This window comes from Pseudoalteromonas sp. S558, from assembly GCF_005886635.1.
Taxonomy (GTDB): Bacteria; Pseudomonadota; Gammaproteobacteria; order Enterobacterales; family Alteromonadaceae; genus Pseudoalteromonas; species Pseudoalteromonas aliena.
The window spans coordinates 1-25,567 of record NZ_PNDU01000134.1 but is presented as its reverse complement, the minus strand read 5'-3'; the positions used below and the strand labels follow the sequence as shown (position 1 = coordinate 25,567).

The 25,567-nt window shown below is 39.2% G+C and carries 27 protein-coding genes and 1 pseudogene; 15 read left to right on the top strand and 13 right to left on the bottom strand.

What is annotated here, in order from left to right; translation table 11 throughout:
* Positions 1-300 precede the first annotated feature (300 nt).
* The 10 genes and pseudogenes from CWB66_RS10645 to CWB66_RS10605 form a co-directional block, all read right to left on the bottom strand.
* Positions 301-1,290: a sensor domain-containing diguanylate cyclase gene (locus tag CWB66_RS10645; protein WP_138585365.1), complete on the bottom strand. Its 990-nt coding sequence runs from the start codon at positions 1,288-1,290 to the stop codon at positions 301-303.
* A gap of 353 nt (positions 1,291-1,643) precedes the next feature.
* Complete coding sequence (locus CWB66_RS10640; protein ID WP_138585364.1) at positions 1,644-2,078, bottom strand: serine protease external chaperone; 435 nt, start codon at positions 2,076-2,078, stop codon at positions 1,644-1,646.
* A gap of 13 nt (positions 2,079-2,091) precedes the next feature.
* Entirely contained in the window at positions 2,092-2,568 is a 477-nt protein-coding gene (locus tag CWB66_RS22945) for a proprotein convertase P-domain-containing protein (protein WP_289508499.1), read from the bottom strand.
* A gap of 156 nt (positions 2,569-2,724) precedes the next feature.
* Positions 2,725-3,684, bottom strand: a pseudogene (locus CWB66_RS22655) (S8 family peptidase); the annotation flags it as partial.
* 423 nt (positions 3,685-4,107) lie between these two features.
* Positions 4,108-4,491 carry a DP-EP family protein gene (locus CWB66_RS10630; RefSeq protein WP_138585363.1) on the bottom strand — a complete coding sequence of 128 codons (384 nt, stop codon included), beginning with the start codon at positions 4,489-4,491 and terminating at the stop codon, positions 4,108-4,110.
* Positions 4,492-4,513: 22 nt separating this feature from the next.
* Positions 4,514-7,732, bottom strand: a complete 3,219-nt coding sequence (locus CWB66_RS10625; RefSeq protein WP_138585362.1) for an nSTAND1 domain-containing NTPase — start codon at positions 7,730-7,732, stop codon at positions 4,514-4,516.
* Positions 7,733-7,900: 168 nt separating this feature from the next.
* Positions 7,901-8,731, bottom strand: coding sequence for a mechanosensitive ion channel family protein (locus tag CWB66_RS10620; protein WP_138585361.1), 831 nt, complete (start codon positions 8,729-8,731; stop codon positions 7,901-7,903).
* Positions 8,732-8,767: 36 nt separating this feature from the next.
* Positions 8,768-9,508, bottom strand: a complete 741-nt coding sequence (locus tag CWB66_RS10615) for an LrgB family protein (protein ID WP_252371738.1) — start codon at positions 9,506-9,508, stop codon at positions 8,768-8,770.
* Complete coding sequence (locus CWB66_RS10610; RefSeq protein ID WP_138585360.1) at positions 9,501-9,854, bottom strand: CidA/LrgA family protein; 354 nt, start codon at positions 9,852-9,854, stop codon at positions 9,501-9,503. The genes CWB66_RS10615 and CWB66_RS10610 overlap by 8 nt, the downstream gene beginning before the upstream one ends.
* Positions 9,855-9,919: 65 nt before the next feature.
* Positions 9,920-10,711 (bottom strand): crotonase/enoyl-CoA hydratase family protein, encoded by a 792-nt coding sequence (locus tag CWB66_RS10605; protein ID WP_138585359.1) that lies wholly within the window; start codon positions 10,709-10,711, stop codon positions 9,920-9,922.
* Between the two features lie 229 nt (positions 10,712-10,940).
* On the opposite strand from CWB66_RS10605, the gene CWB66_RS10600 reads away from it, so the two are divergent.
* Genes CWB66_RS10600 through CWB66_RS10590 form a run of 3 tightly spaced genes read left to right on the top strand, consistent with a single transcriptional unit; the run spans position 10,941 to position 12,634 of the window.
* On the top strand, positions 10,941-11,261 hold the full coding sequence (locus tag CWB66_RS10600) for an HI1450 family dsDNA-mimic protein (RefSeq protein WP_077537153.1): 321 nt from the start codon (positions 10,941-10,943) through the stop codon (positions 11,259-11,261).
* A 45-nt stretch (positions 11,262-11,306) separates the two neighbouring features.
* Positions 11,307-12,119 carry a DUF481 domain-containing protein gene (locus tag CWB66_RS10595; protein ID WP_138585358.1) on the top strand — a complete coding sequence of 271 codons (813 nt, stop codon included), beginning with the start codon at positions 11,307-11,309 and terminating at the stop codon, positions 12,117-12,119.
* Positions 12,120-12,145: 26 nt separating this feature from the next.
* Positions 12,146-12,634, top strand: a complete 489-nt coding sequence (locus CWB66_RS10590; RefSeq protein WP_138585357.1) for a hypothetical protein — start codon at positions 12,146-12,148, stop codon at positions 12,632-12,634.
* A gap of 41 nt (positions 12,635-12,675) precedes the next feature.
* Here the strand turns inward: CWB66_RS10590 and CWB66_RS10585 are convergent, their stop codons facing one another.
* Both CWB66_RS10585 and ygfZ read right to left on the bottom strand, forming a co-directional pair.
* Positions 12,676-13,161, bottom strand: a complete 486-nt coding sequence (locus tag CWB66_RS10585; protein ID WP_077537156.1) for an FKBP-type peptidyl-prolyl cis-trans isomerase — start codon at positions 13,159-13,161, stop codon at positions 12,676-12,678.
* A gap of 12 nt (positions 13,162-13,173) precedes the next feature.
* Positions 13,174-14,085 (bottom strand): CAF17-like 4Fe-4S cluster assembly/insertion protein YgfZ, encoded by a 912-nt coding sequence (ygfZ, locus tag CWB66_RS10580; RefSeq protein WP_077537157.1) that lies wholly within the window; start codon positions 14,083-14,085, stop codon positions 13,174-13,176.
* Between the two features lie 164 nt (positions 14,086-14,249).
* Between ygfZ and CWB66_RS10575 the strand changes: the two genes are divergently transcribed.
* Together CWB66_RS10575 and CWB66_RS10570 are read left to right on the top strand one after the other, a co-directional pair.
* The gene (locus CWB66_RS10575) at positions 14,250-14,501 is read left to right on the top strand and encodes an FAD assembly factor SdhE (protein ID WP_077537158.1); all 252 of its coding nucleotides are present in this window, start codon (positions 14,250-14,252) and stop codon (positions 14,499-14,501) included.
* A gap of 55 nt (positions 14,502-14,556) precedes the next feature.
* A complete protein-coding gene (locus tag CWB66_RS10570; protein ID WP_138585356.1) occupies positions 14,557-14,913 on the top strand; it encodes a hypothetical protein in 357 nt (118 codons plus the stop codon).
* On the opposite strand, the gene nadB is transcribed toward CWB66_RS10570, so the two are convergent.
* Entirely contained in the window at positions 14,888-16,498 is a 1,611-nt protein-coding gene (gene nadB / locus CWB66_RS10565) for an L-aspartate oxidase (RefSeq protein WP_138585355.1), read from the bottom strand. The two genes, CWB66_RS10570 and nadB, sit on opposite strands and share 26 nt — an antisense overlap.
* A 247-nt stretch (positions 16,499-16,745) precedes the next feature.
* On the opposite strand from nadB, the gene rpoE reads away from it, so the two are divergent.
* The 10 genes from rpoE to pdxJ all read left to right on the top strand — a co-directional run bounded on the left by rpoE (position 16,746) and on the right by pdxJ (position 25,466).
* A complete protein-coding gene (gene rpoE / locus CWB66_RS10560; protein ID WP_077538947.1) occupies positions 16,746-17,327 on the top strand; it encodes an RNA polymerase sigma factor RpoE in 582 nt (193 codons plus the stop codon).
* Position 17,328: 1 nt separating this feature from the next.
* A complete protein-coding gene (locus CWB66_RS10555; RefSeq protein WP_138585354.1) occupies positions 17,329-17,949 on the top strand; it encodes a sigma-E factor negative regulatory protein in 621 nt (206 codons plus the stop codon).
* A gap of 4 nt (positions 17,950-17,953) precedes the next feature.
* On the top strand, positions 17,954-18,904 hold the full coding sequence (locus CWB66_RS10550; protein ID WP_077537162.1) for a MucB/RseB C-terminal domain-containing protein: 951 nt from the start codon (positions 17,954-17,956) through the stop codon (positions 18,902-18,904).
* A gap of 19 nt (positions 18,905-18,923) precedes the next feature.
* Positions 18,924-19,373 carry a SoxR reducing system RseC family protein gene (locus CWB66_RS10545; RefSeq protein ID WP_138585353.1) on the top strand — a complete coding sequence of 150 codons (450 nt, stop codon included), beginning with the start codon at positions 18,924-18,926 and terminating at the stop codon, positions 19,371-19,373.
* A gap of 275 nt (positions 19,374-19,648) precedes the next feature.
* Positions 19,649-21,436 (top strand): translation elongation factor 4, encoded by a 1,788-nt coding sequence (lepA, locus tag CWB66_RS10540; RefSeq protein WP_077537164.1) that lies wholly within the window; start codon positions 19,649-19,651, stop codon positions 21,434-21,436.
* Between the two features lie 16 nt (positions 21,437-21,452).
* Positions 21,453-22,388 (top strand): signal peptidase I, encoded by a 936-nt coding sequence (gene lepB / locus CWB66_RS10535; RefSeq protein ID WP_077537165.1) that lies wholly within the window; start codon positions 21,453-21,455, stop codon positions 22,386-22,388.
* Positions 22,389-22,390: 2 nt separating this feature from the next.
* Entirely contained in the window at positions 22,391-23,068 is a 678-nt protein-coding gene (gene rnc / locus CWB66_RS10530) for a ribonuclease III (protein ID WP_077537166.1), read from the top strand.
* Positions 23,058-23,990, top strand: coding sequence for a GTPase Era (gene era, locus CWB66_RS10525; RefSeq protein WP_077537167.1), 933 nt, complete (start codon positions 23,058-23,060; stop codon positions 23,988-23,990). The genes rnc and era overlap by 11 nt, the downstream gene beginning before the upstream one ends.
* A 20-nt stretch (positions 23,991-24,010) precedes the next feature.
* On the top strand, positions 24,011-24,703 hold the full coding sequence (gene recO / locus CWB66_RS10520; protein ID WP_077537168.1) for a DNA repair protein RecO: 693 nt from the start codon (positions 24,011-24,013) through the stop codon (positions 24,701-24,703).
* A 22-nt stretch (positions 24,704-24,725) separates the two neighbouring features.
* Positions 24,726-25,466 (top strand): pyridoxine 5'-phosphate synthase, encoded by a 741-nt coding sequence (gene pdxJ, locus CWB66_RS10515; protein ID WP_138585352.1) that lies wholly within the window; start codon positions 24,726-24,728, stop codon positions 25,464-25,466.
* The last annotated feature ends 101 nt before the right edge of the window (positions 25,467-25,567 follow it).

The following is a 25,567-nucleotide window of genomic DNA, read 5'->3' as shown; positions in this document are numbered from 1 at the left end:
TATTAGAAATTTTTAACGCCGTTAGCGTCAGATTTGAACCCTCAAATTGATTAAGTAAACTGAACTCTGGATAATAAATCTATCTCGAGCAGCTATTTTCAGCGCTAACTGCGTTGAATTTACTTGCAATAGGCCAGCTATTGACGCGTAAATTCGCCTTGTTTTCACTGAAAATCTCTGGCTAGAGAAAATAAATTTAAATATCACCATGATTTAATACGTTAGTAAATCTCTTAACCAGAGTTCAGGTTAATTAACTAAAGAGCTAAACAACTAAACATCTATGTATTATAGAAGTGCTTATATAATACATAGTTTATTTCGCCCCTCAGATTTAGCTCTGTATAGAGCGGTATCCGCTGCACAAATTAATGCTTCCGATGTTCTGTACTGCACGCCGTATTCGCATGCGAGCCCTTGGCTCACGCTTATTTTTACGTTAGCGGGTAAACCTATGTCTCTAAAGTTAATGTTGAGTATTTTTTCTTGAATACGTTTCGCAATCATTTCGGCATTTGAAATGTGAGCACGAGGAAGTACAACAGCAAACTCCTCCCCACCATAGCGGGCAACTAAGCACTCTTTTGATGGTAAACAGTTTTCAATTGTTCTTGCGACCATCTGCAAACATTTATCGCCTTTTACATGACCAAAGCTGTCATTAAATTGTTTGAAAAAATCAATATCTATTAATATAAAGCTCAAAGGCTGCTTATTAGTTAAGCACTCCTGCCAGTTTTTGATCATTGTTTTTTCAAGAGTACAGCGATTAGCCACCCCCGTTAAATGATCGAGCTTGGCTAACGCTTCAAGTTCTTTGTATTTTTTTACGTGTTTGGAAATGTCGTGCATGATGCAAATAAACAAAGGGGTATTACCAGTAATGGCTGTTGGTAGGCAGGAGATTGAAAGCTCTACATCTAAAAAGTTTCCATTTGCTTTAATTACTTTTACTTCTTTTGGACCATGATTAAGTGGCGTTTGGTAGTTGTTGTTCCAACTGTTGAACATGTACTCATAATCGTCGCGATACTGTTCTTGTAAAAAGTATTGCCACTTTTTACCTATTAGGGAGTCAGCGGGTACATTAAAATATTTAGCAGCAATTGGGTTTACCGATTCAAAAACACCTTGTGCATTCACAATAAAAATAGCATCGGCCATTACATTGGTGACATTAATAATGGCGCTTATTTTTTCATTGTTAAATGTATTAGAAATGCGATTCATTAATGCCGACACGCCTGTGTCTGCATTTTGTTGGCTATGGTTTTCATTATTATTAGACATTGTGCTTGCTCATTTTTATTTTAATGAAATTTGATGTCTAGTAGTTTATTGAATTTCAGTGTTTTAAACCTTTCGGTAACCTTCTTGTTTAACTGATTGATTTTATTTTATTTTTAAGCTGGTTTTTAGATGCTTTTAGGTTTTGTACTGTGTGTGTTATAAAAGTAAATAATAAAATAAACAAGTAAATACGGATAGGGCTAAAAATAGCGTTAAATTTTGAACGGATTCATCAGATAGATTACTTAAAATATATAGATAATGAAGCCCTCGTTTAGTTTAAGCTAAATGAAGGCTTTAAAAAATTACATCAATGAAATAGCTATACTTTTAATGCTCTAACTAGAAATAGTTTAACGAGGATCATTTATAACTTGTGGATCGGCGCTTAACCCTAGCTCACGCAGGTCAAAGCTTGCTTGTTTTATTGTTGGCTCTTGCGTTAATTGTAGCACTAGCTGCTGAATATTATTAGTGGCTGTGGTTACAACAACAATATCGCCTACGCGGTGTTTTAGCTGTAAGTTATAACGGGTTGCCAGTTGGCTAAAGTCGGCTTGCGTTGTTAATTGCAGTAACACTTCGCCGGTCAGCTGTAGGCCATTACCGCTTTGGCTATCAGTAATAATATCGCCGAGTTGTAAGCTGTTTGCGTTATTGGCTTGATTCGTTAAGCTGGCGATAATTGCAGCGCCTGGTTTTACAGCTGTGTTTTTAGTTTGTGCTTGCGCCAATGAAAGAGTACTTACAATAAAAGTGAGTACTAACATAACAATCGTTGTTTTCATAAAAATTCCTTTATTAGTGGCCGTAAAAACGCAAAGACCAAGATAACACAGTGCCATCTACATTATTATTAGTGTCGTTCATGCTGAGTAAGCCTGCTTGCTCATTGTAAAGTAGGGTTTGGCTAGTGCCATTGTCGGTATCAATTAAGCGAATTTGCCATTGTCCAGCCGCCGATTCGCCATAAAAATGTTGGCTCAACAATAGGGCATTTTGTACGGGGGTGCCGGTGGCATTTATTAACCCTGTGCGCGGGCTTAATAGCACACTGCGAGTTCCTGATGGTGAAATAAGCTCAACGGCCAGGTCACGCATACGGGTATGATCAATCGATAGTTTTAACTGCACAGCTTCAATGGTTAGATTATCAGTAATTGCTAGCGTATCTTGCACACCGTTTACGTTAGCATCGGGTATTGTTAGCTCTGTGTAAGCGGCATGCCAATCAGATACCTGTAATGTGGGTAATAACGCAGTAGTTTGTTGAGCCATTGCAACAGCAGCGTCAACATCAATTGCGCCTAAGCCATAAAAGGGATGAATGTTGTATCCTGCCGCATTTTTTTGCCAACCAGGAATGGCGTTGTAGCTTACAGCATCACCATTTGCATCTGTAAAATTAATATCAACACCGGCATTGTTGCCATCGAGTTTACGTGCTGTAGTGGCGAGAATATGCTTAATGGTTCTGGCATCAAGTTGCGGGTTAGCCGACATAACAAGCGCTATTGCACCCGATGTATTGGCAGCTGCCGCAGAAGTACCATACATGGCAGCGGTGGCATCGCAGTGACTATCTAACCCGGTGTTTTGCAGGGGGATATCTATTGTGCTGTTAATGGTATTAAAACCGGCAGCGCAGCCACTCATATCTGTGGTAACAATACCTGCTTGGCTTTGAGCGTTTTCACCACCGGGTGCGGTTAAAAATACATTAGCGCCAACAGAAGAATACGATGCTAATTTACCGTTTGCATTGTAGGCCGACACCAGCATATTCCAAAAACTGGCGTTATCGGTACTTAAATTAGCGTTATGAAATGGCAAGCCCGCGTTATTAAATGGTTGTTGTTGCTCATACGGAAATACTTGAAATGGCGTACCGCCAAAAAAAGTAGTGTATTGGTAAAATGCGTTACCCGCTGACTTTACAAATAATGCACCTAAGCCGTTGTTACTGTTTAAGCTTACTTGCTGCATTACGCGCTCTTTTAATTGCAGGCTAAGAGTATGCTCTTCTGCATCAACGTTTTTAAATAATGCCGGCTTACTGCTGTAGCTTTGATTGTAAACGCGAGAGTTTGCAGAGCCAGTTAATGGCATACCATGCGATTGTAGCTAGTTATTCATTGTTTGCGCATCAAGGTAATTAAACCCAGCAAGGTCTGCATTAGGTGCAACACCACGACCGCCAATATTATTATTTGCTTGTGCGGCGATAATGCCAGCCACTGCCGTACCATGACCGGTGTTATCGGTTGGGGTTGCAGTGCCGGTTAACAAATTAAGTGAGCCTGTAGTGACATTATTAACTAAATCAGGGTGACTTAGTTCTATACCGCTGTCTATTACAGTAACAGTAACGCCATCCCCTTTAATACCTTGCATATCGGTATTGAGTAAATTTAAATCTTCGCCCGCAACCGTGTTTGTAGTAAGACCATTGTGGCCGCTGTTATTTAAATGCCATTGGTAAGGTGTAAGAGGGTCGCTATTGGTTAAGTGATCCGCAGCGAGGCTGCTAAATGCACCAAGTAGGCAGCAACTTAGCAGGGTTTTTTTAATATACATAAATAATACAATCCTTATTTTTATGTTTTTGATATATAAATCAATTTGTTATTGGATTGTTTCGTATATTAAATTATTAAGCAATTGAAAGTTGAGGTTTTTATTATAGATTAGTAATAAAGGATGGTTATTAATAATGCTGCTTGGCATGTGTTAGCGTTAAAGTGTTTAGCTTATAAAAATTGCACAGGAATAAATCAGCCCTGTGCAAGATAAATAGTAAAAATTAAGCGTTGTTAATTAAAGTATTTCTTCATTTTCAACTTGAGGATCAGCGCTTTTATAGGCTTTGCCATTGCACTCAACGTTAAATACTAAACAGGCAGTGCCTGGGTTTTCATCGGTGTCGATAATGGTAATTGTACGGCCGTTATCACTTACTTTAAAGCTGAAGTCTTGGGCGCAAGGTGTTTCTTTATCGACATCAGTAATAGTGGCGCCGGTGAATAAAAAGCCTTCAGCAACTGTGGCTTCATCTAAACTATAAATGCCTGCGGTTTCGGTTCTTACAACTCCGCCGCCAGTCACTTTTTTGCCATCTATAGAGTATGTAAAGTTAGCTTCGTTGTCACTATCTAGTACAATGTTAAGTGTAAAGTGAATTTTTTCTTGAGTGTTATTCATATTATTTCCTTTATATTCATGATTATAGTTGAAAGTTGTTAATGCCTAATTTTACTAGGCGTGCTTTTACTTGGGGTATTTCGTTGGCGCGATTCAAGCAAGTGTGCGCCTGCATCAGCGGGTAAGTTATATTTACGCTTTGGGTTATTCTTTCCATTTCGGAAATAGTGATTTGTGCTTGTTTACAATAGTTGATTCGATCTTTGGTGTTTCCTGGTAACTTTGCTTTTATTAAATTTATTTTTGTTAAAATTACTTTGTTTTCTACCTTACCTTCAAGTTGGTGTAAAAAGAAATTTACTCTTTCCCAAGCGCTTTTTTTAATGAAGTAGCTAATGAGACTAATTTGTGTGTTCACTATTTTTTTATCAGAAAAGCTTTTTTCCTCAATAAAGTTAATAATGCCATAAATCCGTTCGTCTATATTTTTATGTTCAGAGAGAAGCAATTGATATGCTAAAAATTGATTATACATACGCTGAAATTTATTATTTTGTGGATCTTGAAGTAGAGCTTTATTTATTGATTCAGTTGCCTGTTTAGCTTTTATATATGCTCGCTTCTTATTTGGTAAATAACTGAGTAATACACTCTGCTGAATATAAATGTTAGCAATACTTTTAAACAAACTAGCATCGTTGGGATACAGCATTAGCATATGACTTAATTCATTTGATGCACTTTCATACATGCACAATGCAGCATTAAAATTGCCAAGGTTCTCTTCTGTACTTGCAAGCCAACTTAGGGTATCGGCTTTATCGCGTAATAAGTTTTTGTTGTTGGGTTTAAGCTCAAGCGCTTTATTTTTAAGAGCAAGCGACTCTGTAAAGCGTTGTTTCGCGGCAGTGTAGTTAAATTGCTTTAAATACAAAGATCCCAGCGAATTATGCGAATACGATAGCTCCATAATCGAGTTAAAATCATTTGGTGCTAATGCATACATGGTTTCGCTGTAGGCATGATATTTTTTAAATAATGGCTCAGTGGCAACGTAATCACTTTTATCATAATGAAGCTGACCGAGCCAAAAGGCATTGGCACCTGCAAGCGTGAGTAGCTCTAAGTTGTTTGGCTGAATTTTTAATAATGCTTCAAGGCGAATGCGGGCGTTTTCAAAGGCGGTGAAGGCCTCAATGGTTTTACCACGGGAATAGGCTACATCCCCCATGGCTTCCAGGGTTTGTGCGTACTGAAAGCGACTTTTAAATTCGGCTTGTTGACTACTAAAGTTAAATAGTGAGCTTGGCTCATCGACTTGATTGGTAAAATACTCAAGTGCTTTATTACTAATGCCATCAAGTAAGTCCATACGCTTTACGCTGCGTAACTTGTCGGCAAAATCACCAACCATAAACCCTAGTAAGCTTTCGGCCTCTTGGCGTTTTTGCTGTGCAAGTTGCTGCGCTTGAAAGCTGGTAACACTCATAAATAGGGCAACACAGGTAAGTAAACAAAGTAGAGCGACTGTGCCGCGTTTTATGGTTGTTTTTGCTTTACTGTGTTTAAGAGAGCTGGTTATAAGCGCGTGTTCGTCATCATCTAGTTCGAATATGTTGTCGTTTAATAAGGTAACGGCCTCTTGCAGCGGTTTACCCGGTGCTAACAGGTAGGCGTTACTTTTGTGCTCATTAAGCCATTGTTGCGTGTGGTGGTGTAAGCGGCTTTTTATAGCAAGGGCATCTTTATGGTCATTAATCCACTGTTTGGCACGTGGCCATTGGCGTAATAATGCCTCGTGGGCAAGGCTAAAGTAAGCTTCTTGGTTTTGTAAATGCGATACAAATAAGCGGCTATCGACCATGGCTTGAACCAGCTCTTTTTGACTGGTGTTGGTTAACGCTTGTAAGCGGGCTGCGCGGCTAGTAATGGTTTTACCATCTGGGTTTAGCGTTACTAATTGCGATAACACGCTTTTTAGTTGCTGTTGTTGCGCTTGAGAAAGCCCTATAAATACCTCTTCGGCTTTTTTGCCAATGGCACCCTCAATACCACCGAGTTCTTCATACACACTGTGTAACAACTCATTATTATCACTGCGCTGTAAATACAACTCTTGCAGTGTGTATTGCAGCATGGGCAGTGCATCTGGATTATTGGCGGTATCGGCGCAAAGTATTTCATCCAACGGGGTTTTAGTGTTTGGGTCTTGTGAAAACGTTAAATTAGCGGTTAACGCTGGCAAGCGAATAATTTGTTGTAGTTCATGGCGATTTGGCGGGGTTAAATCGTAATGCGCGCCATGAGCTTTGCCTGCCATAAGACTCGGTTGCTCAACCACTAAAGGGTAAAAATCGTTACGACAGGCACTAAATACAATCACCGTTTTAGACGTTGCTAGGCGCTCAATAATCGATAAAAAATGGCTACGCGTTTCGCAACTAAATAATGCAGAGGAGAGCAGTACTTCTAAACGGTCTATAAACAAAAACAATTGCGGCGTTTTAAGTTGCGTAGCGGCTTTGTTAAGCGCTGCTTGTATAGTGTTAATTACGTCATCGATTGCGTACTGTAGCTGCTCTGCCAGTGTTTGTGCGCTTAATCCTTCAAATACGGGGTGAGTGTTTATATCCCAATCGAGTAGAGCACAGGCTAAATCTAAAAAAAGCCTATTTTGATGTACATCTGCAAAGTCGAGCTGGGTGTAGGAAACAACCCCAATGCCGTTATAGCCTCGCTCATCAAGTAGTTTTGGTAAAATACCGGCATTCACAAGTGATGATTTACCTGTACCGCTTGGGCCGAGTATTAAACAAAAAGCGCGACCAAAGTTAATTTGGCTCGATACTCTATCGAGTAACGTTTCTATGGATTGATTGCGGCCAAAAAATAAATGTGTATCGCTTGGGTTATAAGCGCTTAATCCTAAAAAGGGAGAGCCACCTTGCCAAGTTTTATTAGCGCTTGGTATGTCATCGGTGAGTGGAAAATCAAGTTTTGCAATAACGCGATAACCACGTTTACGGATAGTTTCTATGTAATGAGGCTCACTGGCTTTATCGCCGAGTGCTTTTCTGAGTTGAGTAATGGTTTTATGGAGTGGGTTATCGCCAACGTCAATATTTTTCCAGCAATGATCAAGTAACTCATCACTTGTAACGATATCACCTTGTTGCTGACAAAGTCGTAGCAGCACATCCATTGCTTTTGGCTCAAGTTGCTTTGTTTTACCTAGTCGCTGAATAGAGTTGGCTAAGGGCGTTATCTGCCACTCGCCTAAGTAAAATGGACTACGATTCATAATTACTCATTATTATATGGTGAAACTAAATGGTGTCGGTTTGTACTACTTAACTCCTATATAATAAACAAAAAAATAAATAATGTATGCAATTTATAAAGCGTGTGACGATAAAATATAAAGCTAACGGGTAAGTTAGCCTTTAAAGATTATAAAAGTGATAGTGCGTTAAAAATCACTTTTATTAATTGTGATTACGCGCTGCGGAAACGGAATTTCTATATTAGCGCTATTAATAGCTTTATAAACTCCGCCATTAATAGCGAGTTTAGTTTCAATAATTTTAGTTGTTGGCACCCAATAGCGATAACTAATGGTAACGCCACTGTCTGCAAAACGTTCAATACCGACTTGAGAGTCAGGATTTTTAGCGACTAACTCATTTGCATTTAAAACATTTTCAATGAGATTAATTGCGGTGTCGGAGCACGCGTTATACGCAATGTCGATTTCACCTTTTACTAATGAATAGCTAAACGAGTTATGCAGTATTTCGCCTACAATGTGTTTATTTGGAATGGTAATTTCTACTTTTTCTTCGTTAATTAAAATGGTGTAACCCAGTTCAATGGTTTTAACTTGGCCGCTTACATTTTTAACTTCAATTGTGTCGCCCACTACAAAGGGGCGTGTGGCAATAATTGCAAGCCCAGCACCATAGTTAGATAACATCCCTTGCAGCGCCAAACCAGCCCCTAAAGATGCAGCACCAATAGCCGCTACAAAGGGAGTAACACTTATACCGATTTTGCCAAGTGCGATAATTATAACCATCACAATTAGCAGTACTTTTACAACGCTACTGACAAAATTGGTGAGGGTGATGTCAACATTGTGACGCGTCATTATGCTTGCAACCACTTTGGCAAGTTTTTGTGCTAGCCACAAACCAATCAGTACTATAAAAACAGCGCCAACAATTTGCATACTGTAGGTCACTAAGTATTCGGTAAGCATGGTGTAGTATTTTTCAAACTGCTCTATTTCGGTGCTGATCATAGTGGGCTCTTTAGACGGCAATATTATATTTGCCAACTATAGCAAAATGTTAACAAGAAAAGGATACAGCAAGGGAACTATTACAGCGGTTAGTAGTGCACTTAATGCCATTGCGACAGATGAAAAAGCCCCAATTTTTGGGTGCTCTGCAAGTGCTGCAGCGGTGCCTATTGCATGACAAGCGGTTCCCATTGCTACGCCTTGTGCTTCATGATTATATATTCCTATAAATTTTAGCAACATCATGGCAAATAAAGCCCCTAATAAGCCAATAAAAATAACTAAAGCAGCAGCAAGCGAGCTAATGCCCCCCAATGAGTCTGTAACAATAAGAGAAATTGGTGTTGTAACGCTTAGCGCGGCAACCGAGGCGCTCAATTGAACCGAAGCGTCAAATAATAAGCTAAGAACAAACGCCACACAGGTTGCGTTAATAATACCTAAGCTGCATGTAAGCACTATTAATAATAAGTTTTTACGTATATGAATAAACTGTTGATATAAAGGCAGGGCTAAAGCAACAATCGCGGGCTCTAGTAACCAATTTAGTAATTTACTGTGAGAGGCAAACTGCGTGTAAGGTAGATTTAGATTAACTAATAGCAAAGCGATAATAGCAATGCTTAAAAAAACCGGATTAGTGAGTGACTTTAGTACGCTGTGCTTTATGCCCTGATTTATAGCTCTTAACGTTAAAAATAGTGCGATGATAAAAGGCACACTCAACCACCATAAATCGGGTGCTAGCATTTGGGCTTGCTTTGCTTGTTCAATCATTATTTTTTCGACCTTTAAAGTAAGCGATGACACTGCTTATTAAAAGTAACGACGAGAGAGGAATAAAAACAACAATAGACACTAAAAAAGGCCATTGTGATTTTATTAGCCCAAGGTGTTCAATAAAGCCAACACCAGCAGGAATAAAAAATATAGGCATAATGTTTAGAATTGGCGCTGCACAGGGCTTTATGTGCTGCTCTTTTACGAGGCCTGATAAAAGTAAAACTAATAAAATAACCATTGCTAATAATGGGGCGGGGAAGCTTCCGCCCATAATATGCATAATTAATTTAGCAACGGCTAAACATAGTAAAATAATGGTGCTACTAAGCAGAAATTTCATCAAAGTGGCTCGCAGAAAAGAGAAGAGCTTAACTTTAACAAATCAAACTCTTTTGTGCATTAGTCTTACCAGCGCTTTGTGTTTGCATAAGTTATATCTGTTTTTCCTTTTGCTTTAGCAATCGCTTTTTTAGTATTGGGATTAAGCAATAAACGGATTTGGCTGAATGTTTCTTTTGCGAGTATTTTACGTTGTTGTGGCTTATAGCTTTGTTGAGTTACTCGCTTTATTGCGGCGAGTGTATCAGGGGCGCGTTCAAGCAATGTAGTAATCATGTTTTGCGTGGCTTGCTGAGTGTCATCAGTAAGCTGAGTAACTAAACCTAGCTCATTTGCTTGCTCTGCGGTGATAGGATTTGCATGACTTGCAAGCCAAAGGGCTTGGTCGCGCTTAACTAATCCGCTCATCATTACGTTAGCCCCCATGTCAGGGCACAATCCCCAACGGGCTTCCATTATGGCAAGTTTGGCATCAACATGGACTATTCTGTAATCCGCGCCCAATGCTATTTGTAATCCCCCACCTAAACAGTTGCCATTTATTTGTGCAATAACGGGCACGCTTAATGACTGCCAGCCTAGTACAACTTTTTGTGCCAAATTTTGATTACCAGGCAGCCATTTCATTAATAACTTTATTATATTAAATGGCGATGCCATTACCGCAGCTACATCAAGCCCAGCGCAAAAGTGATCACCTTCACCAGTAATTACAACGGCGCGAACACTGCGATCTTTTTTTATGTTTTTAATTACCTTGCTCAAGTCTATGAACATTTCAAAACTCAATGCATTTTGTTTTTTTTCTCTGCAAAGCGTAACCGTAGCAATACCATTTTGTTTTTCTAGCTTTATCATTACATACTCCTCCGACCTGTTACTTTGAGCTTATGTTGTTATGTGTGTTAAGTAAAGTGAGAGACTTTATTGGTAGGCAAAAGTCTTAACTTTCACTTCGATAAATAAAATATATTTAAGAATGTATGAAGTAGTCACAAAAAAATCGAACATTTGAATGTTTTATTATCAAAATGGTGTATAGATTTGATAATATAGTTTTACTTAAAAGCTCATAGGCTAAGCAAATATGTCAGGTCCTCGTTTATATACAGTAGAAGAAGTAACTCATCAGGCTTACGATATTTTTTTAGAGTTAGCGCCAAATAACTTGAGTGAAAAAGATGTCGAAGACTTTAATGAATTTAGAGAAGACCTTGGCTTTATTGAAGAAGATGAGCCCGATGAGCAGTGGCATGATTTTGTTGCCCTAGAAATAGAACCCGAAAGTTTTGTGCAAGTTTTAGTGGGTCTAGAGTTCGAAAACGATGACGTTTTATTTGCTAAGATACTAATAAGCCGCGATAAAGATGCGCCTTTTTGTCATATTCTATGGAAAGAAAGTGAATAAACCAGCCGGTTTATTCATTTATAATGATGTGTAAGAGAGAACATAGTGCCTAAATATTTATTTTTGATTTTTTTAATTATTAGCACCTCAAGTTGGGCTGTTGATCCTTTTGAAGATTTTCATAAATACGGGCAGCTCTCAGATGAAGAAATTCATGATTTGCACAAAGGTGAAATGCTCTACGGCGATACTGAATTTGGCTTTATTTTAAGTAAAGGTAATACCAATTCGACTAGCTTTAAGCTCAAAGGGAATTTATACCAAGACTTTGAGAACTGGCGCAATCAATTCAAAATAGACTCTCTTTATAAGCGTGACGAAAATGATGAGACGGGCGACAGTGACGTAACTGCCAACCGTGTGTTTATATCGGCGCAAGGTAACTATAAAGTGGGTGTAAAGAACTCATCCTTTTTTATTTACGGCGACTATGAGGAAGATGAATTTAGTGGACTTGATTTTAAAAGCACGATTGCAACAGGTTATGGTGCGCGTGTATATCAAGGTTCAAAAAACAAAGTAGATATTGATATAGGGCCAGGTTTGTACCGCTCAGTAGCTGATGATGACTCGGGTGTGAGTGACGATGAAATTAATAAAACCGGCTACTTAGTACGTGTTGCTATGCAATGGGAGCGATTAGTGTCAAAGCGAACTCGTTTTAATCAAGATTTAAGCATTGAGCAGTCACTTTCAGGTCTGAATTCTCGCCTAAAGTCAGAAACAGCATTGATAAGCCAAGTGATTGGTGCGGTATCGCTTAAATTTGCGTATATGTACCGTTATAATTCAAAACCCGAAGATGACAAACTCAAGTTTGATTCAGAGCTGAGTGCCACCTTAGTGTATAACTTTTAAGTATTTATTTAATTTTAGAGAGTAGTATGTACCAACATAAACAGTATGCCGTGTTTATCTTTTTTGTACTGGCGTGGATTGGTAGCTTTGTTGCGCTAGCATGGAACTTGTTAGGCGCTGATGGACCTTTAATCATATTTTCCGGTATTTTAGTGCTGGTGGGTTTTTTGTTTCACGGGTTAACAGTAAAGGTAGACGATAAAAAAATCAGTTGGGCTTTTGGCCCAGGTGTTGCTGGGCAAAGTATTTTGCTTAGCGAAGTTACTGAAGCAAAAGCAGTTCAAAATTCATATCGACATGGTATCGGCATACGTATAACTCATGATGGTTGGGTATATACAGTGTCTGGCTTTAGTGCAATTGAACTTACGCTTAAAGATGGCACTATGTACCGAGTCGGTACTAATGATCAAAAAGGGTTATTAGCAGCCTTAAAAGAGAATAAAGTGTCAGTAGCGTTACCAAGCTCTTCAAAAAGCGAACCTAAAGCGGTTAAGCGCAATAATATGATATAAAAAAAGCGCCTAAGGCGCTTTTTTACATGCTTTGTACCATTTTAGTGGTCGTGACCACACCCACCTTCGCCGTGTACATGGCCGTGAGTTAATTCGTCTTGTGTTGCATCGCGCACTTCAAGTATTTCTACGTCAAAGTTAAGTGTAATGCCTGCAAGTGGATTATTGCCATCTACAATCACTTCTTCATCTTGAATATCGATGATCATTACAGACTGATCGCCGTCATCTGTTGATGCACGAAATTGCATACCGACTTCAATTTCCATATCTTCAAACATGGATTTAGGCACAGCTTGCATAAGGTTGTCGTGGCGTTCGCCGTAACCGTCTTCAGGTTCAACTTTCACACTAAGCGTGTCGCCAGCTTGTTTTCCTTGTAAAGCATTTTCTAAGCCTGAAATTAAGTAGCCTGTGCCAATAATAAAATGCAGTGGCTCACCACCAAACGAATTATCAATACTATTGCCATCATTATCCATTACCGAATAATGCATTTTTACTACCTTATTTGCCGCAACGATCATAGTCATTCCTATTTATTCATCTTCAAGAGAGTAGGGTAGAGGCAGAATGCTTAGCTCCACCTGAGGTGTGTGTTTTGCACGAAGTACTTGAGTTACATCAGTATCGTTTGGCAACACAACGAGGCCAGTTAATATATTTTTTTGCTCATCAAAACTTTGCGCGATGAGCTTACCCGCACGACGCCAGTTTTCGCCTAATTGGGTTTCTATGTCTGGCTCTAAAAGTACGCCTTCACTTTGACCTGAAACGATATACATGGCGCGTTTATTTTTACCAAGGTATTTCATTCGGGCCACTGTTTCTTGACCTGTGTAACAGCCTTTTTTAAAGCTAATACCTTCGATTGCTTGTAAATTAACCATTTGTGGGACGTACTCACCTATAGCATCGCTGCTCAATTGCGGCTCGCCTGCTAAAATCGCCGCTTGTTGCCATGGTGCGTCCGTATCAAGAGTCGATATATTGTCAGGAATACTAAACTGATTATCAACCATAAGTAATACGCGATTATCAGCCAATTTTAATGCTTTACCATGATTAAAGTCGCATGCTGTAGAATCGTTTTCAAACGTTATATTTAGTTGTGTTAATACGTCAGTTAAATCATCGCCAATTAAGCCAATTAACCGTTGCGAAGCTGCACTGATCTCTACTTTTGCAAACACGGCGTATTTTTTAAGTTCTGCTAGCGATTTTTCTATTTCACCTTCACTGCCTGTAAGGTAGTAGGTATCTTGATGTAAGAATAACTTAAATACACCCCAAAGCTTACCTTTGGCGCTGCAATGACCAGCCCATAAATAATTGCTGCTGGTTAATTTATTAAGATCTTGAGTAATTTGTCCGTGCAGATAAGATAATTTATCAACGCCGTTGAGGCTAATAAGTTGATGAGATAATGGACATGCATAAACGCTCGACATAAAAACCTTCTTTGCAATATAAATGAAGTGACATAATAACGCAGTTGTTACGTATGGTACAGACAAGCGCCTACTGCTGTGGGTTTATTATTTAATGAGAGATTAATAGCTGCTAAATTGCTGTGTATTTGTTAAACTCGAGTCAATTAAGTATGAGGTTTAAAATGGTTGAAATTCATAGTAAAGCACGTATTCGTTGGGCTTGTCGTCGTGGTATGTTAGAGCTAGACGTTTTGTTTATGCCGTTTGTTGAAGACGCGTACGATTCTTTAAATGCAGAGCAGCAAGCTATTTTTCAGCGTTTGCTAACTGAAGAAGACCCTGATTTATTCGCATGGTTTATGGGCCATCAAGAATGTAAAGATGAGCAGTTAAATGCCATGGTTCAACTTATTCTAGATAGAGTTCGTGTATAGATTTACTGTTACAAATAATAAAGTAGACCACAAACCGATTGTGGTCTTTTTTTGTATGCTCACTTTAGTCTTGTGTTTGTTTTTAAATTCTGTGTTAGTCATGTTTTTTTGTGTGGTTGTTTGTTCGGTGGCTGGGTTATTTGTTTGGCGTAAAACTGTTGCTTCGCATCCGATGCAGGGGGTTGTCATTTTAGAGTCAAACTTATTTAGATTTGAAAGTGACTCACTTAAGATTCAAGGCGAAATAAATTATAAAAGCCGTATTATTGGCAACAGTGTGTGGCTTTATATTAAAGGTTTTAGTAATAACCGTTGGCTAATTATTTCAGCCAACAGCGTTAATGAGCAAAGTTATACCCGCTTAAAGCGGGCTACGCTAAGCGCGATTAATCGCGCTGCGGATTCAAAATAGTCGGTGTTGGGTTTTCATTTTGCTCTGGGTAGTCAATCGTGTAATGCAAACCACGGCTTTCTTTTCGTTCCATTGCACTTCTTATTATTAATTCAGCAACTTGCACTAAGTTACGTAGCTCTAATAAGTTATTACTTACTCTAAAATTAGCGTAATAGTCGTGTATTTCTTGCTGTAATAATTCGACACGATGCAGCGCCCGTTCTAAGCGCTTAGTTGAGCGTACAATACCTACGTAATCCCACATAAATAATCGCAGTTCATGCCAGTTGTGAGTAATTACAATTTCTTCATCGGAGTTACTAACACGGCTTTCATCCCAATTTGGTAATACCATCGGCTCTGGTGCATGCTCTATTTTACTTAAAATATCTTTTGCTGCGGCATGGGCAAAAACAATGCACTCTAGTAATGAATTACTCGCCATTCGATTTGCACCATGTAGGCCCGTATAAGCAACTTCACCTACAGCGTATAAGTTATCTAAATCGGTTTTGCCATTAAAGTCGGTCATTACACCGCCACACGTGTAATGTGAGGCCGGTACAACCGGAATTGCTTCTTTGGTTATATCAAGCCCTACACTTAAGCATTTTGCGTAAATAGTCGGAAAGTGCTCAATAATAAATTCTTTGTCTTTATGGCTAATGTCTAGGTATACGCAGTTTGCACCAAGGCGTTTCATTTCAAAGTCTATTGCCCGCGCGACTATATCTCGAGGTGCTAGTTCTTCACGGCTGTCAAAGTCTTTCATAAAGCGGGTGCCATCAGGGCGTTTTAGATAGGCACCTTCGCCACGCATCGCTTCAGTAATTAAAAAGTTTTGCAGTTCAGGGTGATACAGGCTTGTTGGATGAAATTGATTAAACTCCATATTAGCTACTTTACAGCCTGCCCGCCACGCCATTGCAATGCCATCACCGCTTGATACATCTGGGTTTGATGTATAAAGGTACACTTTACTAGCACCGCCAGTTGCAAGGGCTACAAATTTAGCTGAAATAGTTTCTACTTTTTTCGCTTTTTTGTTCCACACATACATACCTTCAATGTGTGAACCCGCTTTACCCGCGCTTTTATTTGAAATTAAATCAATAGCGTTATACTGCTCAAGTAGAGTGATGTTTTTATGTAACTTTACTTGGCTTATCAGTGTCGTTTGCACGGCTTTACCAGTCGCATCTGCGGCATGCAAAATACGGCGATGGCTGTGGCCGCCTTCTCGTGTTAAATGAAAACGCTCTTTACCTTTGCTGTCAAACTCCATATCAAAAGGCACGCCTTGGTCAATCAACCATTGTAAGCAGTCATGTGCATTACTTGCAGTATAATGAACAGCTTCCCTGTCGCACAAACCACCGCCAGCATCTAATGTATCTTCAACATGCGATTCAATACTGTCATTTTGTTTATCAAATACAGCCGCTATACCGCCTTGCGCATAAAGAGTGGAGCCTTCAGTGAGTGCGCCTTTGCTGATCACGGTAACGTTACAATAGTTAGCTAAAGACAAGGCAAGTGATAATCCAGCTGCGCCGCTACCGATAATAGCGACATCTGCAATGTGATGTTTATTTTGGTTCATGTCAGGGGTACTTTGCGGTTACAATGCCCTAATAGAGCAATATTTGTTTTCAATATCTGTAGTTGTATCATATTTGTCATATTACTACGTAGTGATTTTTAATAGCTTAGTGCTGTTATTTATCAACTATTTTATATAAAAATAATATTAAGCAGAACTTTTTATTCATGTCGGGGTCAGAGTATTTGTGAACAATGGCGATAATATGAATAACAAGCAAGAATCAGACATAGGAGTACCGGCTCGAATGAGCGAGCAGGAATTAGATTTAGTGCTGGTAAAAAGGGTTCAGCAAGGCGATAAAAATGCCTTTAACCTATTGGTAAAGAAGTATCAAAACAAAATTGCAGGTTTGATCTCACGTTATGTATCGAATCAAGGTGATGTTGCTGATGTAGCACAAGAAGCATTTATTAAAGCTTATCGTGCGCTTCCTAACTTTAGAGGTGATAGCGCCTTTTATACTTGGTTATACCGTATTGCCGTTAATTGTGCTAAAAATTACTTAGTAGCGCAGGGCCGTAAACCGCCAGCAAATGATATAGATGCTGAAGAAGCTGAATTTTATGATTGTGCGGATTCGATGCGTTCAAATGCATCCCCTGAAAACCTTCTTTTAAGCGAAGAAGTGCGCGCTGTTATTTTTAATACGATTGATAGTTTGCCTGAAGATCTTAAAACCGCAATTACCCTCAGAGAAATCGAAGGGATGAGCTATGAAGAAATAGCCGTGGTAATGGATTGCCCAGTCGGGACAGTACGTTCGCGTATATTTCGTGCCCGTGAAGCAATTGATAACAAATTAAACCCATTAATAGGCGAGTCTTAGTATGACAAAAGCACACCTTAACAAGTTAGATAACGAAACGTTATCAGCATTACTTGATGGCGAGCAACAACATCTAACAGATGCAAAAGTTGCAGAGCACGATGTCGCTACGTTTGGTCGTTATGCGTTAATTGGTGATGCAATGCGTGCTCAAAAAAATAATCAGGACATACATATTGATATTAGCGATCGCGTTGCATTAGCACTAGAAAATGAGCCTGTTTATGCTGACTTTAACCAGCCAAATACAGAGCCTCAAGCAATTGCTGAAACAGTACAAGGTAACAATGTTGTTGCGTTTAATTGGCGTAAGCCGGTGGCTCAGTTAGCAATTGCAGCAAGTGTCGCGATGTTTGCTATTGTGGGAGTTAATACACTTCCTCAAAGTAATAACGAGCAGCAAAATGAAATCCCGTTATTGCAAACCACACCTTTAACAGGAATGGCGTCTCCAGTGAGTTATTCATCTGCACCTGCGCTTGAAAATGCTGAGCAAGGTTTACGCGAATTACAACAGCAACGTATTGGTGCATTAGTTTTAGAACATCAACGTCAAGCACGTGTTGCTAACTCGCTCCAAACAGCGCAAAATGATACGAAAGCGCAAGACGGAAAAAACTAATTAAATGAAAGTAATCACTTTTGTTCTGTCGTTAGCATTAAGTTTTAATGTACTTGCTAGCGACACAAATCCTGCAAAAAACCTATTACTCGAAATGGCTAATGCCGTTCATAATCGTAACTTTGATGCTTCGTTTGTTGTTGTGAAAGGTAAAACGATGGAGCCGTATCGCTGGGTCCATGCCAAACAAGGTAATACAGAACTTGAACATTTAAGCTTACTCAATGGCGCTGGCCTTGAAATGGTTCGCGTTAATGATCAGGTGACTTATTTCGAGCCACAATCAGAACCCTATTCTCTTAAAACAGACTCGATCGCGGGTCCAATTCCTGAAGTACTATTTAAAAATATTGAACGATTAAGTGCACATTATGACTTTGTACTTGGTGGAAAAGGACGTATTGCAGGTCGAGCGGCTCAGTTAGTGCGTATTGAATCCAAAGATGAGTACAAATATAACTACTGGATTTGGCTTGATATGGAGTCGTCGTTATTATTAAAAGCGGCGTATGTTAATCATAAAGGCGAAGCGTTGGAGCAACTGCAGTTAACACATATTAGTGTTACAGAGCAGCCTGCACCTATGTTACTTGAGGTTCTTAATCGCGATTTTCCAACACCTTTACCTGAAAGTGCAATCGAAAATACAGATAGTGCAGTAACAAACTGGAAAATCAGTTGGTTACCTGATGGTTTTAAGTTATTAAAATCTGATCGACATAAATTAGATTTAAATAATGAGTTAACAGATTACTACTTGTTTTCAGATGGTTTTGTTGATGTATCGGTATTTATACAGCGCCCGTTACCTGGTAAGCGCTTAAGCGGTGCATTAACGTCTGGCGCAACGACTGTATACGTGCATAATGGTGGTAATTTTGATGTATCGGTTGTTGGTAATGTCCCGAGCATGACTGCAAAAGCAATTGCTGAGTCAGTGACTCGCGCATTATAAGCGATTCGTAAGGATTGTTATGATTGAACAAACTCTCACCGTTGTGGCCTTAAATGGCCACACTGCACATTTAGAAGCACAGCAAAAACAAGCTTGCGAAGGGTGTAATGGTCGTTGTGGCTCACAAGTATTTAGCAAATTGTTTGGTACAGCAAAAAAAACACTTCCCTATAAATTTGACTCACCTGTTGAGGTCGGTCAAAAGATTACCCTTTCCTTAGACGATAGCCATGTTGTAAAGCACGCTTTTGCTGTGTATATGCTTCCACTATTTTTTAGCCTCATTTTTGCATTGATTACATCAGAGTTGTTTTTATTATCTGAAGGCTGGCAAATACTTGCTGCGATTATTGGTGGAATGTTTGGCTTTTTTATAGCTAAAACACGCGTTAAATCACTTAAATACGATATAAAAGTAATAAAAATTCACCCAATTAGTATCCCTTTAACTCAAATAGATGGTGATTGACGCCAATTAAATGTAAAATTGCCGTTTTACACCAAAGTAACTTGGAAATACAGGGGACAGTGGTTTTTAAAATTATTTTATCTGGTTGAACCATTTAATTTAGTTAAGTCTAAATTATTGTTATTAAAAGAATAAATTATTTTAAACCCATCTTAAAAAACATGAGTAAAGTCTGTTATACACACGCTGAATTCATCGCATCCTAAAGTAAGTATTTTCAAGTCACTTAGGTATTCATAGTTAGTCCATTAAAATAGAAGTATAGAATCCAGTTTATGAAGCATATCCGTAATTTTTCGATCATCGCCCATATTGATCATGGTAAATCGACCCTTTCAGATCGTTTGATCCAAGTTTGTGGCGGTTTAACCGACCGTGAAATGCAAAAACAGGTTTTGGATTCAATGGATATTGAGCGCGAACGTGGTATTACCATTAAAGCGCAAAGTGTAACGTTGAATTATAAAGCGAATGATGGTGAAACTTACCAACTTAATTTCATCGATACTCCAGGGCATGTTGATTTTACTTATGAAGTATCGCGTTCTTTAGCTGCTTGTGAAGGTGCACTGCTTGTTGTTGATGCCGGCCAAGGTGTGGAAGCACAAACATTAGCTAACTGCTACACGGCTATTGAAATGGAATTAGAGGTAATCCCTGTACTGAACAAAATCGATTTACCGCAGGCAGATCCACTTCGAGTTGCAGAAGAAATTGAAGAAATAATTGGTATTGACGCACTTGATGCCGTGCAATGTAGCGCTAAAACGGGTGTAGGTATTGCCGAAGTGCTCGAAATGATTGTTAGAGATGTTCCACCGCCAGTAGGCGATAAAGATGGGCCTCTACAAGCACTTATTATTGATTCTTGGTTTGACCCATACCAAGGCGTTGTATCACTAGTGCGTATTAAGCATGGTGAATTACGCACTGGCGACAAAATAAAAATAATGTCGAACGAGCATATACATACCGCTGACCAAGTGGGTGTATTTACACCTAAGCAAACTAACACGGGTATTTTAAGAACTGGCGAAGTAGGGTTTGTTATTGCTGGCATTAAAGAGATACATGGTGCGCCAGTGGGCGACACGATAACTCATCAAAAAAATGCGGCACCACTTCGTTTACCTGGCTTTCAAAAAATTAAGCCACAGGTTTATGCGGGTATGTTTCCAATTGCATCAGATGAGTATGAATCATTCCGTGATGCACTTAACAAATTAAGCTTAAACGATGCGTCGTTATTCTTTGAACCAGAGAATTCAACGGCACTTGGTTTTGGTTTCCGCTGTGGCTTTTTAGGCATGCTGCACATGGAAATCATTCAAGAGCGTTTAGAGCGTGAATACGATATTGATTTAATTACAACGGCACCAACGGTAATCTACGAGATCGTTACTAAAGAAGGTACTTTTCAGATTGATAATCCATCTGACTTACCCGCAGTAAACGATATTGTAGAAATTCGTGAGCCGATTGTTGAAGCTAATATTTTGGTACCACAAGAATACCTAGGTAATGTTATTACTTTGTGTATCGAAAAGCGCGGTAGCCAAACAAAAATGACTTATCACGGTAAGCAAGTAGCTGTTACGTACGAGCTACCTATGGCTGAAGTGGTCATGGACTTTTTTGATAAATTAAAATCAACTAGCCGTGGTTTTGCATCACTTGATTATAACTTTAAACACTTCCAAACATCAGATATGGTACGTGTTGATATTTTAATAAACAGTGAACGTGTTGATGCACTTGCGATTATTGTTCACAGAGATGGTGCACAGTCTCGTGGTCGTCAGTTAGCTGATGCATTAAAAGAGCTTATTCCTCGTCAGATGTTTGATATTGCGATTCAAGCAGCGATAGGGCAGCATGTTATCGCACGTACCACTGTAAAACAGTTGCGTAAAAACGTAATTGCAAAGTGTTACGGTGGTGATGTAAGTCGTAAGAAAAAGCTACTTAAAAAGCAAAAAGATGGTAAAAAACGCATGAAGCAAGTGGGCAATGTAGAAGTGCCTCAAGAAGCGTTTTTAGCTATTTTAAAAGTTGGTAAATAAAAACAAAGGATTATAAATGGCCGGTTACTTTTCAGTTTTATTGGTGCTATTAACCCTAGGCTCAGGTTTGATATGGTTAATAGATCACTTAATGTTTGCACCTAAAAGGCAAGCGCGTTTAGCAATAGCGCAAACGTCTGCCGGTGCTCCGTTAGATGAAGAAACAGCGGCATTAATAGCGCCAGAGCCAGTAATAACAGAAACGGCAAAGTCGATATTTCCGATGATTGCTGCTATTACTATTTTTAGATCATTCATTTTTGAACCGTTTCAAATTCCATCCGGTTCGATGATGCCTACTTTGCTTGTAGGTGATTTTATTTTAGTACAAAAATATTCATACGGTATAAAAGACCCTGTCTGGCGTACTCAGTTGGTTGAAATGGACGAACCTGAGCGTGGTGACATTGTTGTATTTAAATACCCGCTAGATGATAAAGTTGACTATATTAAACGTACAATAGGCTTGCCTGGAGATAAAGTTGTTTATCGTGATAAACGCTTATATATCCAGCCAAACTGCAATGAAGGCGAAATCCGAAAAGGTGAGCTTTTATGTAATGAATTTAACAAAATTGATTTTAAATTAATTAATGATGACGAATTTAAGCAAGGCCCGATGCCTCTTGCACGTGTAAGTGAAAATTTGACCACGGTTACGCATGATATTTTAATTAACCCACAAACACCTGAAAGAAAAGGGCGTTATTATCAGCAACCAGGTACGCCTGCTGATGAATGGGTTGTTCCTGCTGATCATTATTTTATGATGGGTGATAACCGCGACAACAGCCAAGATGGTCGCTTTTGGGGCTTTGTACCAAAAGAAAACTTGGTGGGTAAAGCTGTCTTTATATGGATGAGTTTTGAATTTGAGAATGGCCCAGATGATATTTTACCAGGATGGGTTCCAACTGGTGTTCGTTTTGAACGCCTAGGTAATATTCAGTAACAATGAAAAAAAATGTAACCGAACTATACAATAAAATTGGCTATGAATTTGCTGATCAAGGTTTGCTTGAACAGGCAATGACGCATCGCAGTCATAAAGGTCAACATAATGAACGACTAGAGTTTTTAGGCGATTCTATTTTGAGCTTTGTAATAGCGAATGCGCTTTATGCTAAATTCCCTAAAGCGCGTGAGGGCGATTTAAGTCGCATGCGCTCAACGCTTGTACGTGGTCAAACACTTGCTGAATTTGGACTTGAATTTGGTCTTGGTGATTACCTGCGCCTAGGTCCAGGTGAGCTTAAAAGTGGTGGATTCCGCCGTGAGTCAACCCTTGCTGATGCTGTAGAGGCTATTATTGGCGCTGCATTTTTAGATTCTGGCATTGAGCGCTGTGGCGAACTAATATTGGCGTGGTATGAATCACGCTTGGATGCTATTTCACCAGGGCTTAATCAAAAAGATCCGAAGACCCTGCTGCAAGAGCATCTACAGGGCCGTAAGTTACCTTTACCAGGCTATACTGTGGTTGATACACAAGGCCAAGCACACAATCAAACATTCACGGTTGAATGTATTGTTGATGGAATGGATAGCATAATTTCTGTTGGTAGCTCGCGCCGTAAAGCCGAACAAAAAGCTGCTGAAAAAGCATTGAAGAAAATTAAAAATGAATCTTGATACTCTAATACAACCTCATGACGGCGATGTAGATACGTTTTGTGGCATGGTCGCTATTGTAGGACGTCCAAACGTTGGTAAATCAACTTTGCTTAATGAAATCATTGAGCAAAAGGTGAGTATTACCTCTCGCAAACCGCAAACCACCCGCCATCGTATTATGGGTATTCATACCGAAGGTAAATACCAAGCGATTTATATCGATACGCCAGGATTACATGTTGAAGAAAAGCGTGCCATTAACCGTTTAATGAACCGTGCAGCATCAAGTTCAATTGGTGACGTAGAGCTTATTATATTTGTTGTCGAAGGCACTCACTGGAATGCTGATGACGATATGGTACTTAACAAAGTATCGCAAAGTGGTAAGCCGGTATTATTAGTTATTAATAAAATTGACCAAGTTAAGGACCGCGATCTTGTGTTGCCGCACATGAAGTGGCTAGGTGATAAGTTTGATTTTGTAGGCATCATGCCGGTATCTGCAAAACAAGGTAAGAACATAGACTTGATTAAGGCTGAAGTAACTAAACGTTTACAGCCATGTGAATTTTACTTCCCTGATGATTATGTAACCGATCGTTCAATGCGCTTTATGGCGGCTGAAACTATCCGTGAAAAGCTAATGCGTTTTATGGGTGAGGAACTTCCTTATTCTGTTACTGTTGAAATTGAGCAGTTTAAGTGGCAAGAAAACGGTATTTGGCACATCAATGGATTAATTTTGGTTGAGCGCGAAACTCAAAAGCGCATGGTTATTGGTAATAAAGGCGAAAAGCTAAAAACCATTGGCCGTGAAGCGCGTAAAGATCTCGAAGAAATGCTTGATAATAAAGTGTTTTTAGAGCTTTGGGTAAAAGTTAAATCAGGTTGGGCTGATGACGAGCGAGCACTTCGAAGCTTAGGTTACGGTGAAGACTAAACTAAAAAGCTACCTAGTATATGGATAGCGACTTCTACACTGCCTATTTATTACATCGACGTCCTTATAGTGACTCGCAAGTAATGCTTGATATGTTAGTAGAAGGTGTTGGCCAGCTTAGAATGATTGCACGAATTAGTGGCCGCCAGGCCACTAAACACAAAGCCCAGTTACAACCTTTTCAACCCCTACTTGTTCATTACAGCGGCAAGTACGATCTAAAGTACATCAATAAATTTGAGCTACACGGCGCACCACTTTTTTTAAAAGGTGATGAGCTTTATTGCGGCTTTTATTTAAATGAGTTAACTAACCGGATTGTGCCTATAAACGAGCCTATAGAACAGGTTTTTGAACTTTATAAAACACACTTAGAAAATTTAAACAGTGGTGCTAATTTACAAGCAGTGCTTCGTTCGTACGAATTTCAATTATTAGAACTACTTGGTTATGGAGTCGATTTTAGTTTTGACGCCAGTGGTGAGCCAATAGATGAAAAGCAAACGTATAGCTATTTCCCTGAGTTTGGATTTTTAGTGCAAGATGATAATCGCTCTGGTTTTAGTGGTTTACAACTAAATGCAATAGCAAATCATGACTTTAGCCAAACTGATGTGTTATATATGGCAAAACAATTAAGTCGATATTTGTTAAAGCCTTTATTAGGTAATAAGCCATTAAAAAGTCGTGAGCTATTTGCGGCTACTCAATAAACGTAATTTTACAGGTAAAATAATGAAAGATATTCTTTTGGGTGTAAACGTTGACCATATTGCAACGCTTCGCCAAGCGCGTGGAACGACTTATCCTGATCCTGCTCATGCGGCAAGTGTTGCTGAGCATGCTGGTGCTGATGGCATCACCATTCATTTACGTGAAGACCGTCGTCACATTCAAGATCGCGATGTTTATGTAATGGCTAAAACGATTCAAACACGGATGAATTTTGAAATTGCTGTTACTGATGAAATGATTGCAATAGCACTTGATATAAAACCTGAATATGTTTGCCTAGTCCCTGAAAAACGTGAAGAGTTAACCACAGAAGGTGGTTTAGACGTTGCGGGTAATATGGAAAAAATAAAGGCAGCAACTAAAATATTAAGTGAAGCTGGCATAAAAGTATCGTTATTTATTGATGCGGATATTGCACAATTAGATGCGGCAAAAGTATGCGGTGCGCCTTATGTAGAAATACACACTGGCGCATATGCTGATGCAACAAATGATACCGAGCTAAATAAAGAGCTTGAACATATTCGTGAAGGCGTTAAATATGCAGCAAGTATTGGCTTAATTGTAAATGCAGGACATGGCCTTCATTATCATAATGTAAAACCAATTGCCGCTATGCCAGAAATTTACGAACTTAATATTGGCCACGCTATTATTGCTCGCGCAGCCATTGATGGTTTAGATAAAGCCGTTCGCGATATGAAGCGCATAATGATTGAAGCACGCGCTTACTTAACCTGAACTCTGGATAATAAATCTATCTCAAGCAGCTATTTTCAGCGCTAACTACGTTGAATTTACTTGCAATAGGCCAGCTATTGACGCGTAAGTTCGCCTTGTTT

Excerpts from the sequence above, each read along its gene's own strand:
- CWB66_RS10645 (WP_138585365.1), bottom strand. The coding sequence starts at position 1,290 with ATGTCTAATAATAATGAAAACCATAGCCAACAAAATGCAGACACAGGC.
- CWB66_RS10640 (WP_138585364.1), bottom strand. The coding sequence starts at position 2,078 with ATGAAAACAACGATTGTTATGTTAGTACTCACTTTTATTGTAAGTACT.
- CWB66_RS22945 (WP_289508499.1), bottom strand. The coding sequence starts at position 2,568 with ATGGCTCAACAAACTACTGCGTTATTACCCACATTACAGGTATCTGAT.
- CWB66_RS10630 (WP_138585363.1), bottom strand. The coding sequence starts at position 4,491 with ATGAATAACACTCAAGAAAAAATTCACTTTACACTTAACATTGTACTA.
- CWB66_RS10625 (WP_138585362.1), bottom strand. The coding sequence starts at position 7,732 with ATGAATCGTAGTCCATTTTACTTAGGCGAGTGGCAGATAACGCCCTTA.
- CWB66_RS10620 (WP_138585361.1), bottom strand. The coding sequence starts at position 8,731 with ATGATCAGCACCGAAATAGAGCAGTTTGAAAAATACTACACCATGCTT.
- CWB66_RS10615 (WP_252371738.1), bottom strand. The coding sequence starts at position 9,508 with ATGATTGAACAAGCAAAGCAAGCCCAAATGCTAGCACCCGATTTATGG.
- CWB66_RS10610 (WP_138585360.1), bottom strand. The coding sequence starts at position 9,854 with ATGAAATTTCTGCTTAGTAGCACCATTATTTTACTATGTTTAGCCGTT.
- CWB66_RS10605 (WP_138585359.1), bottom strand. The coding sequence starts at position 10,711 with ATGATAAAGCTAGAAAAACAAAATGGTATTGCTACGGTTACGCTTTGC.
- CWB66_RS10600 (WP_077537153.1), top strand. The coding sequence starts at position 10,941 with ATGTCAGGTCCTCGTTTATATACAGTAGAAGAAGTAACTCATCAGGCT.
- CWB66_RS10590 (WP_138585357.1), top strand. The coding sequence starts at position 12,146 with ATGTACCAACATAAACAGTATGCCGTGTTTATCTTTTTTGTACTGGCG.
- CWB66_RS10585 (WP_077537156.1), bottom strand. The coding sequence starts at position 13,161 with ATGATCGTTGCGGCAAATAAGGTAGTAAAAATGCATTATTCGGTAATG.
- ygfZ (WP_077537157.1), bottom strand. The coding sequence starts at position 14,085 with ATGTCGAGCGTTTATGCATGTCCATTATCTCATCAACTTATTAGCCTC.
- CWB66_RS10575 (WP_077537158.1), top strand. The coding sequence starts at position 14,250 with ATGGTTGAAATTCATAGTAAAGCACGTATTCGTTGGGCTTGTCGTCGT.
- CWB66_RS10570 (WP_138585356.1), top strand. The coding sequence starts at position 14,557 with ATGCTCACTTTAGTCTTGTGTTTGTTTTTAAATTCTGTGTTAGTCATG.
- nadB (WP_138585355.1), bottom strand. The coding sequence starts at position 16,498 with ATGAACCAAAATAAACATCACATTGCAGATGTCGCTATTATCGGTAGC.
- rpoE (WP_077538947.1), top strand. The coding sequence starts at position 16,746 with ATGAGCGAGCAGGAATTAGATTTAGTGCTGGTAAAAAGGGTTCAGCAA.
- CWB66_RS10555 (WP_138585354.1), top strand. The coding sequence starts at position 17,329 with ATGACAAAAGCACACCTTAACAAGTTAGATAACGAAACGTTATCAGCA.
- CWB66_RS10550 (WP_077537162.1), top strand. The coding sequence starts at position 17,954 with ATGAAAGTAATCACTTTTGTTCTGTCGTTAGCATTAAGTTTTAATGTA.
- CWB66_RS10545 (WP_138585353.1), top strand. The coding sequence starts at position 18,924 with ATGATTGAACAAACTCTCACCGTTGTGGCCTTAAATGGCCACACTGCA.
- lepA (WP_077537164.1), top strand. The coding sequence starts at position 19,649 with ATGAAGCATATCCGTAATTTTTCGATCATCGCCCATATTGATCATGGT.
- lepB (WP_077537165.1), top strand. The coding sequence starts at position 21,453 with ATGGCCGGTTACTTTTCAGTTTTATTGGTGCTATTAACCCTAGGCTCA.
- rnc (WP_077537166.1), top strand. The coding sequence starts at position 22,391 with ATGAAAAAAAATGTAACCGAACTATACAATAAAATTGGCTATGAATTT.
- era (WP_077537167.1), top strand. The coding sequence starts at position 23,058 with ATGAATCTTGATACTCTAATACAACCTCATGACGGCGATGTAGATACG.
- recO (WP_077537168.1), top strand. The coding sequence starts at position 24,011 with ATGGATAGCGACTTCTACACTGCCTATTTATTACATCGACGTCCTTAT.
- pdxJ (WP_138585352.1), top strand. The coding sequence starts at position 24,726 with ATGAAAGATATTCTTTTGGGTGTAAACGTTGACCATATTGCAACGCTT.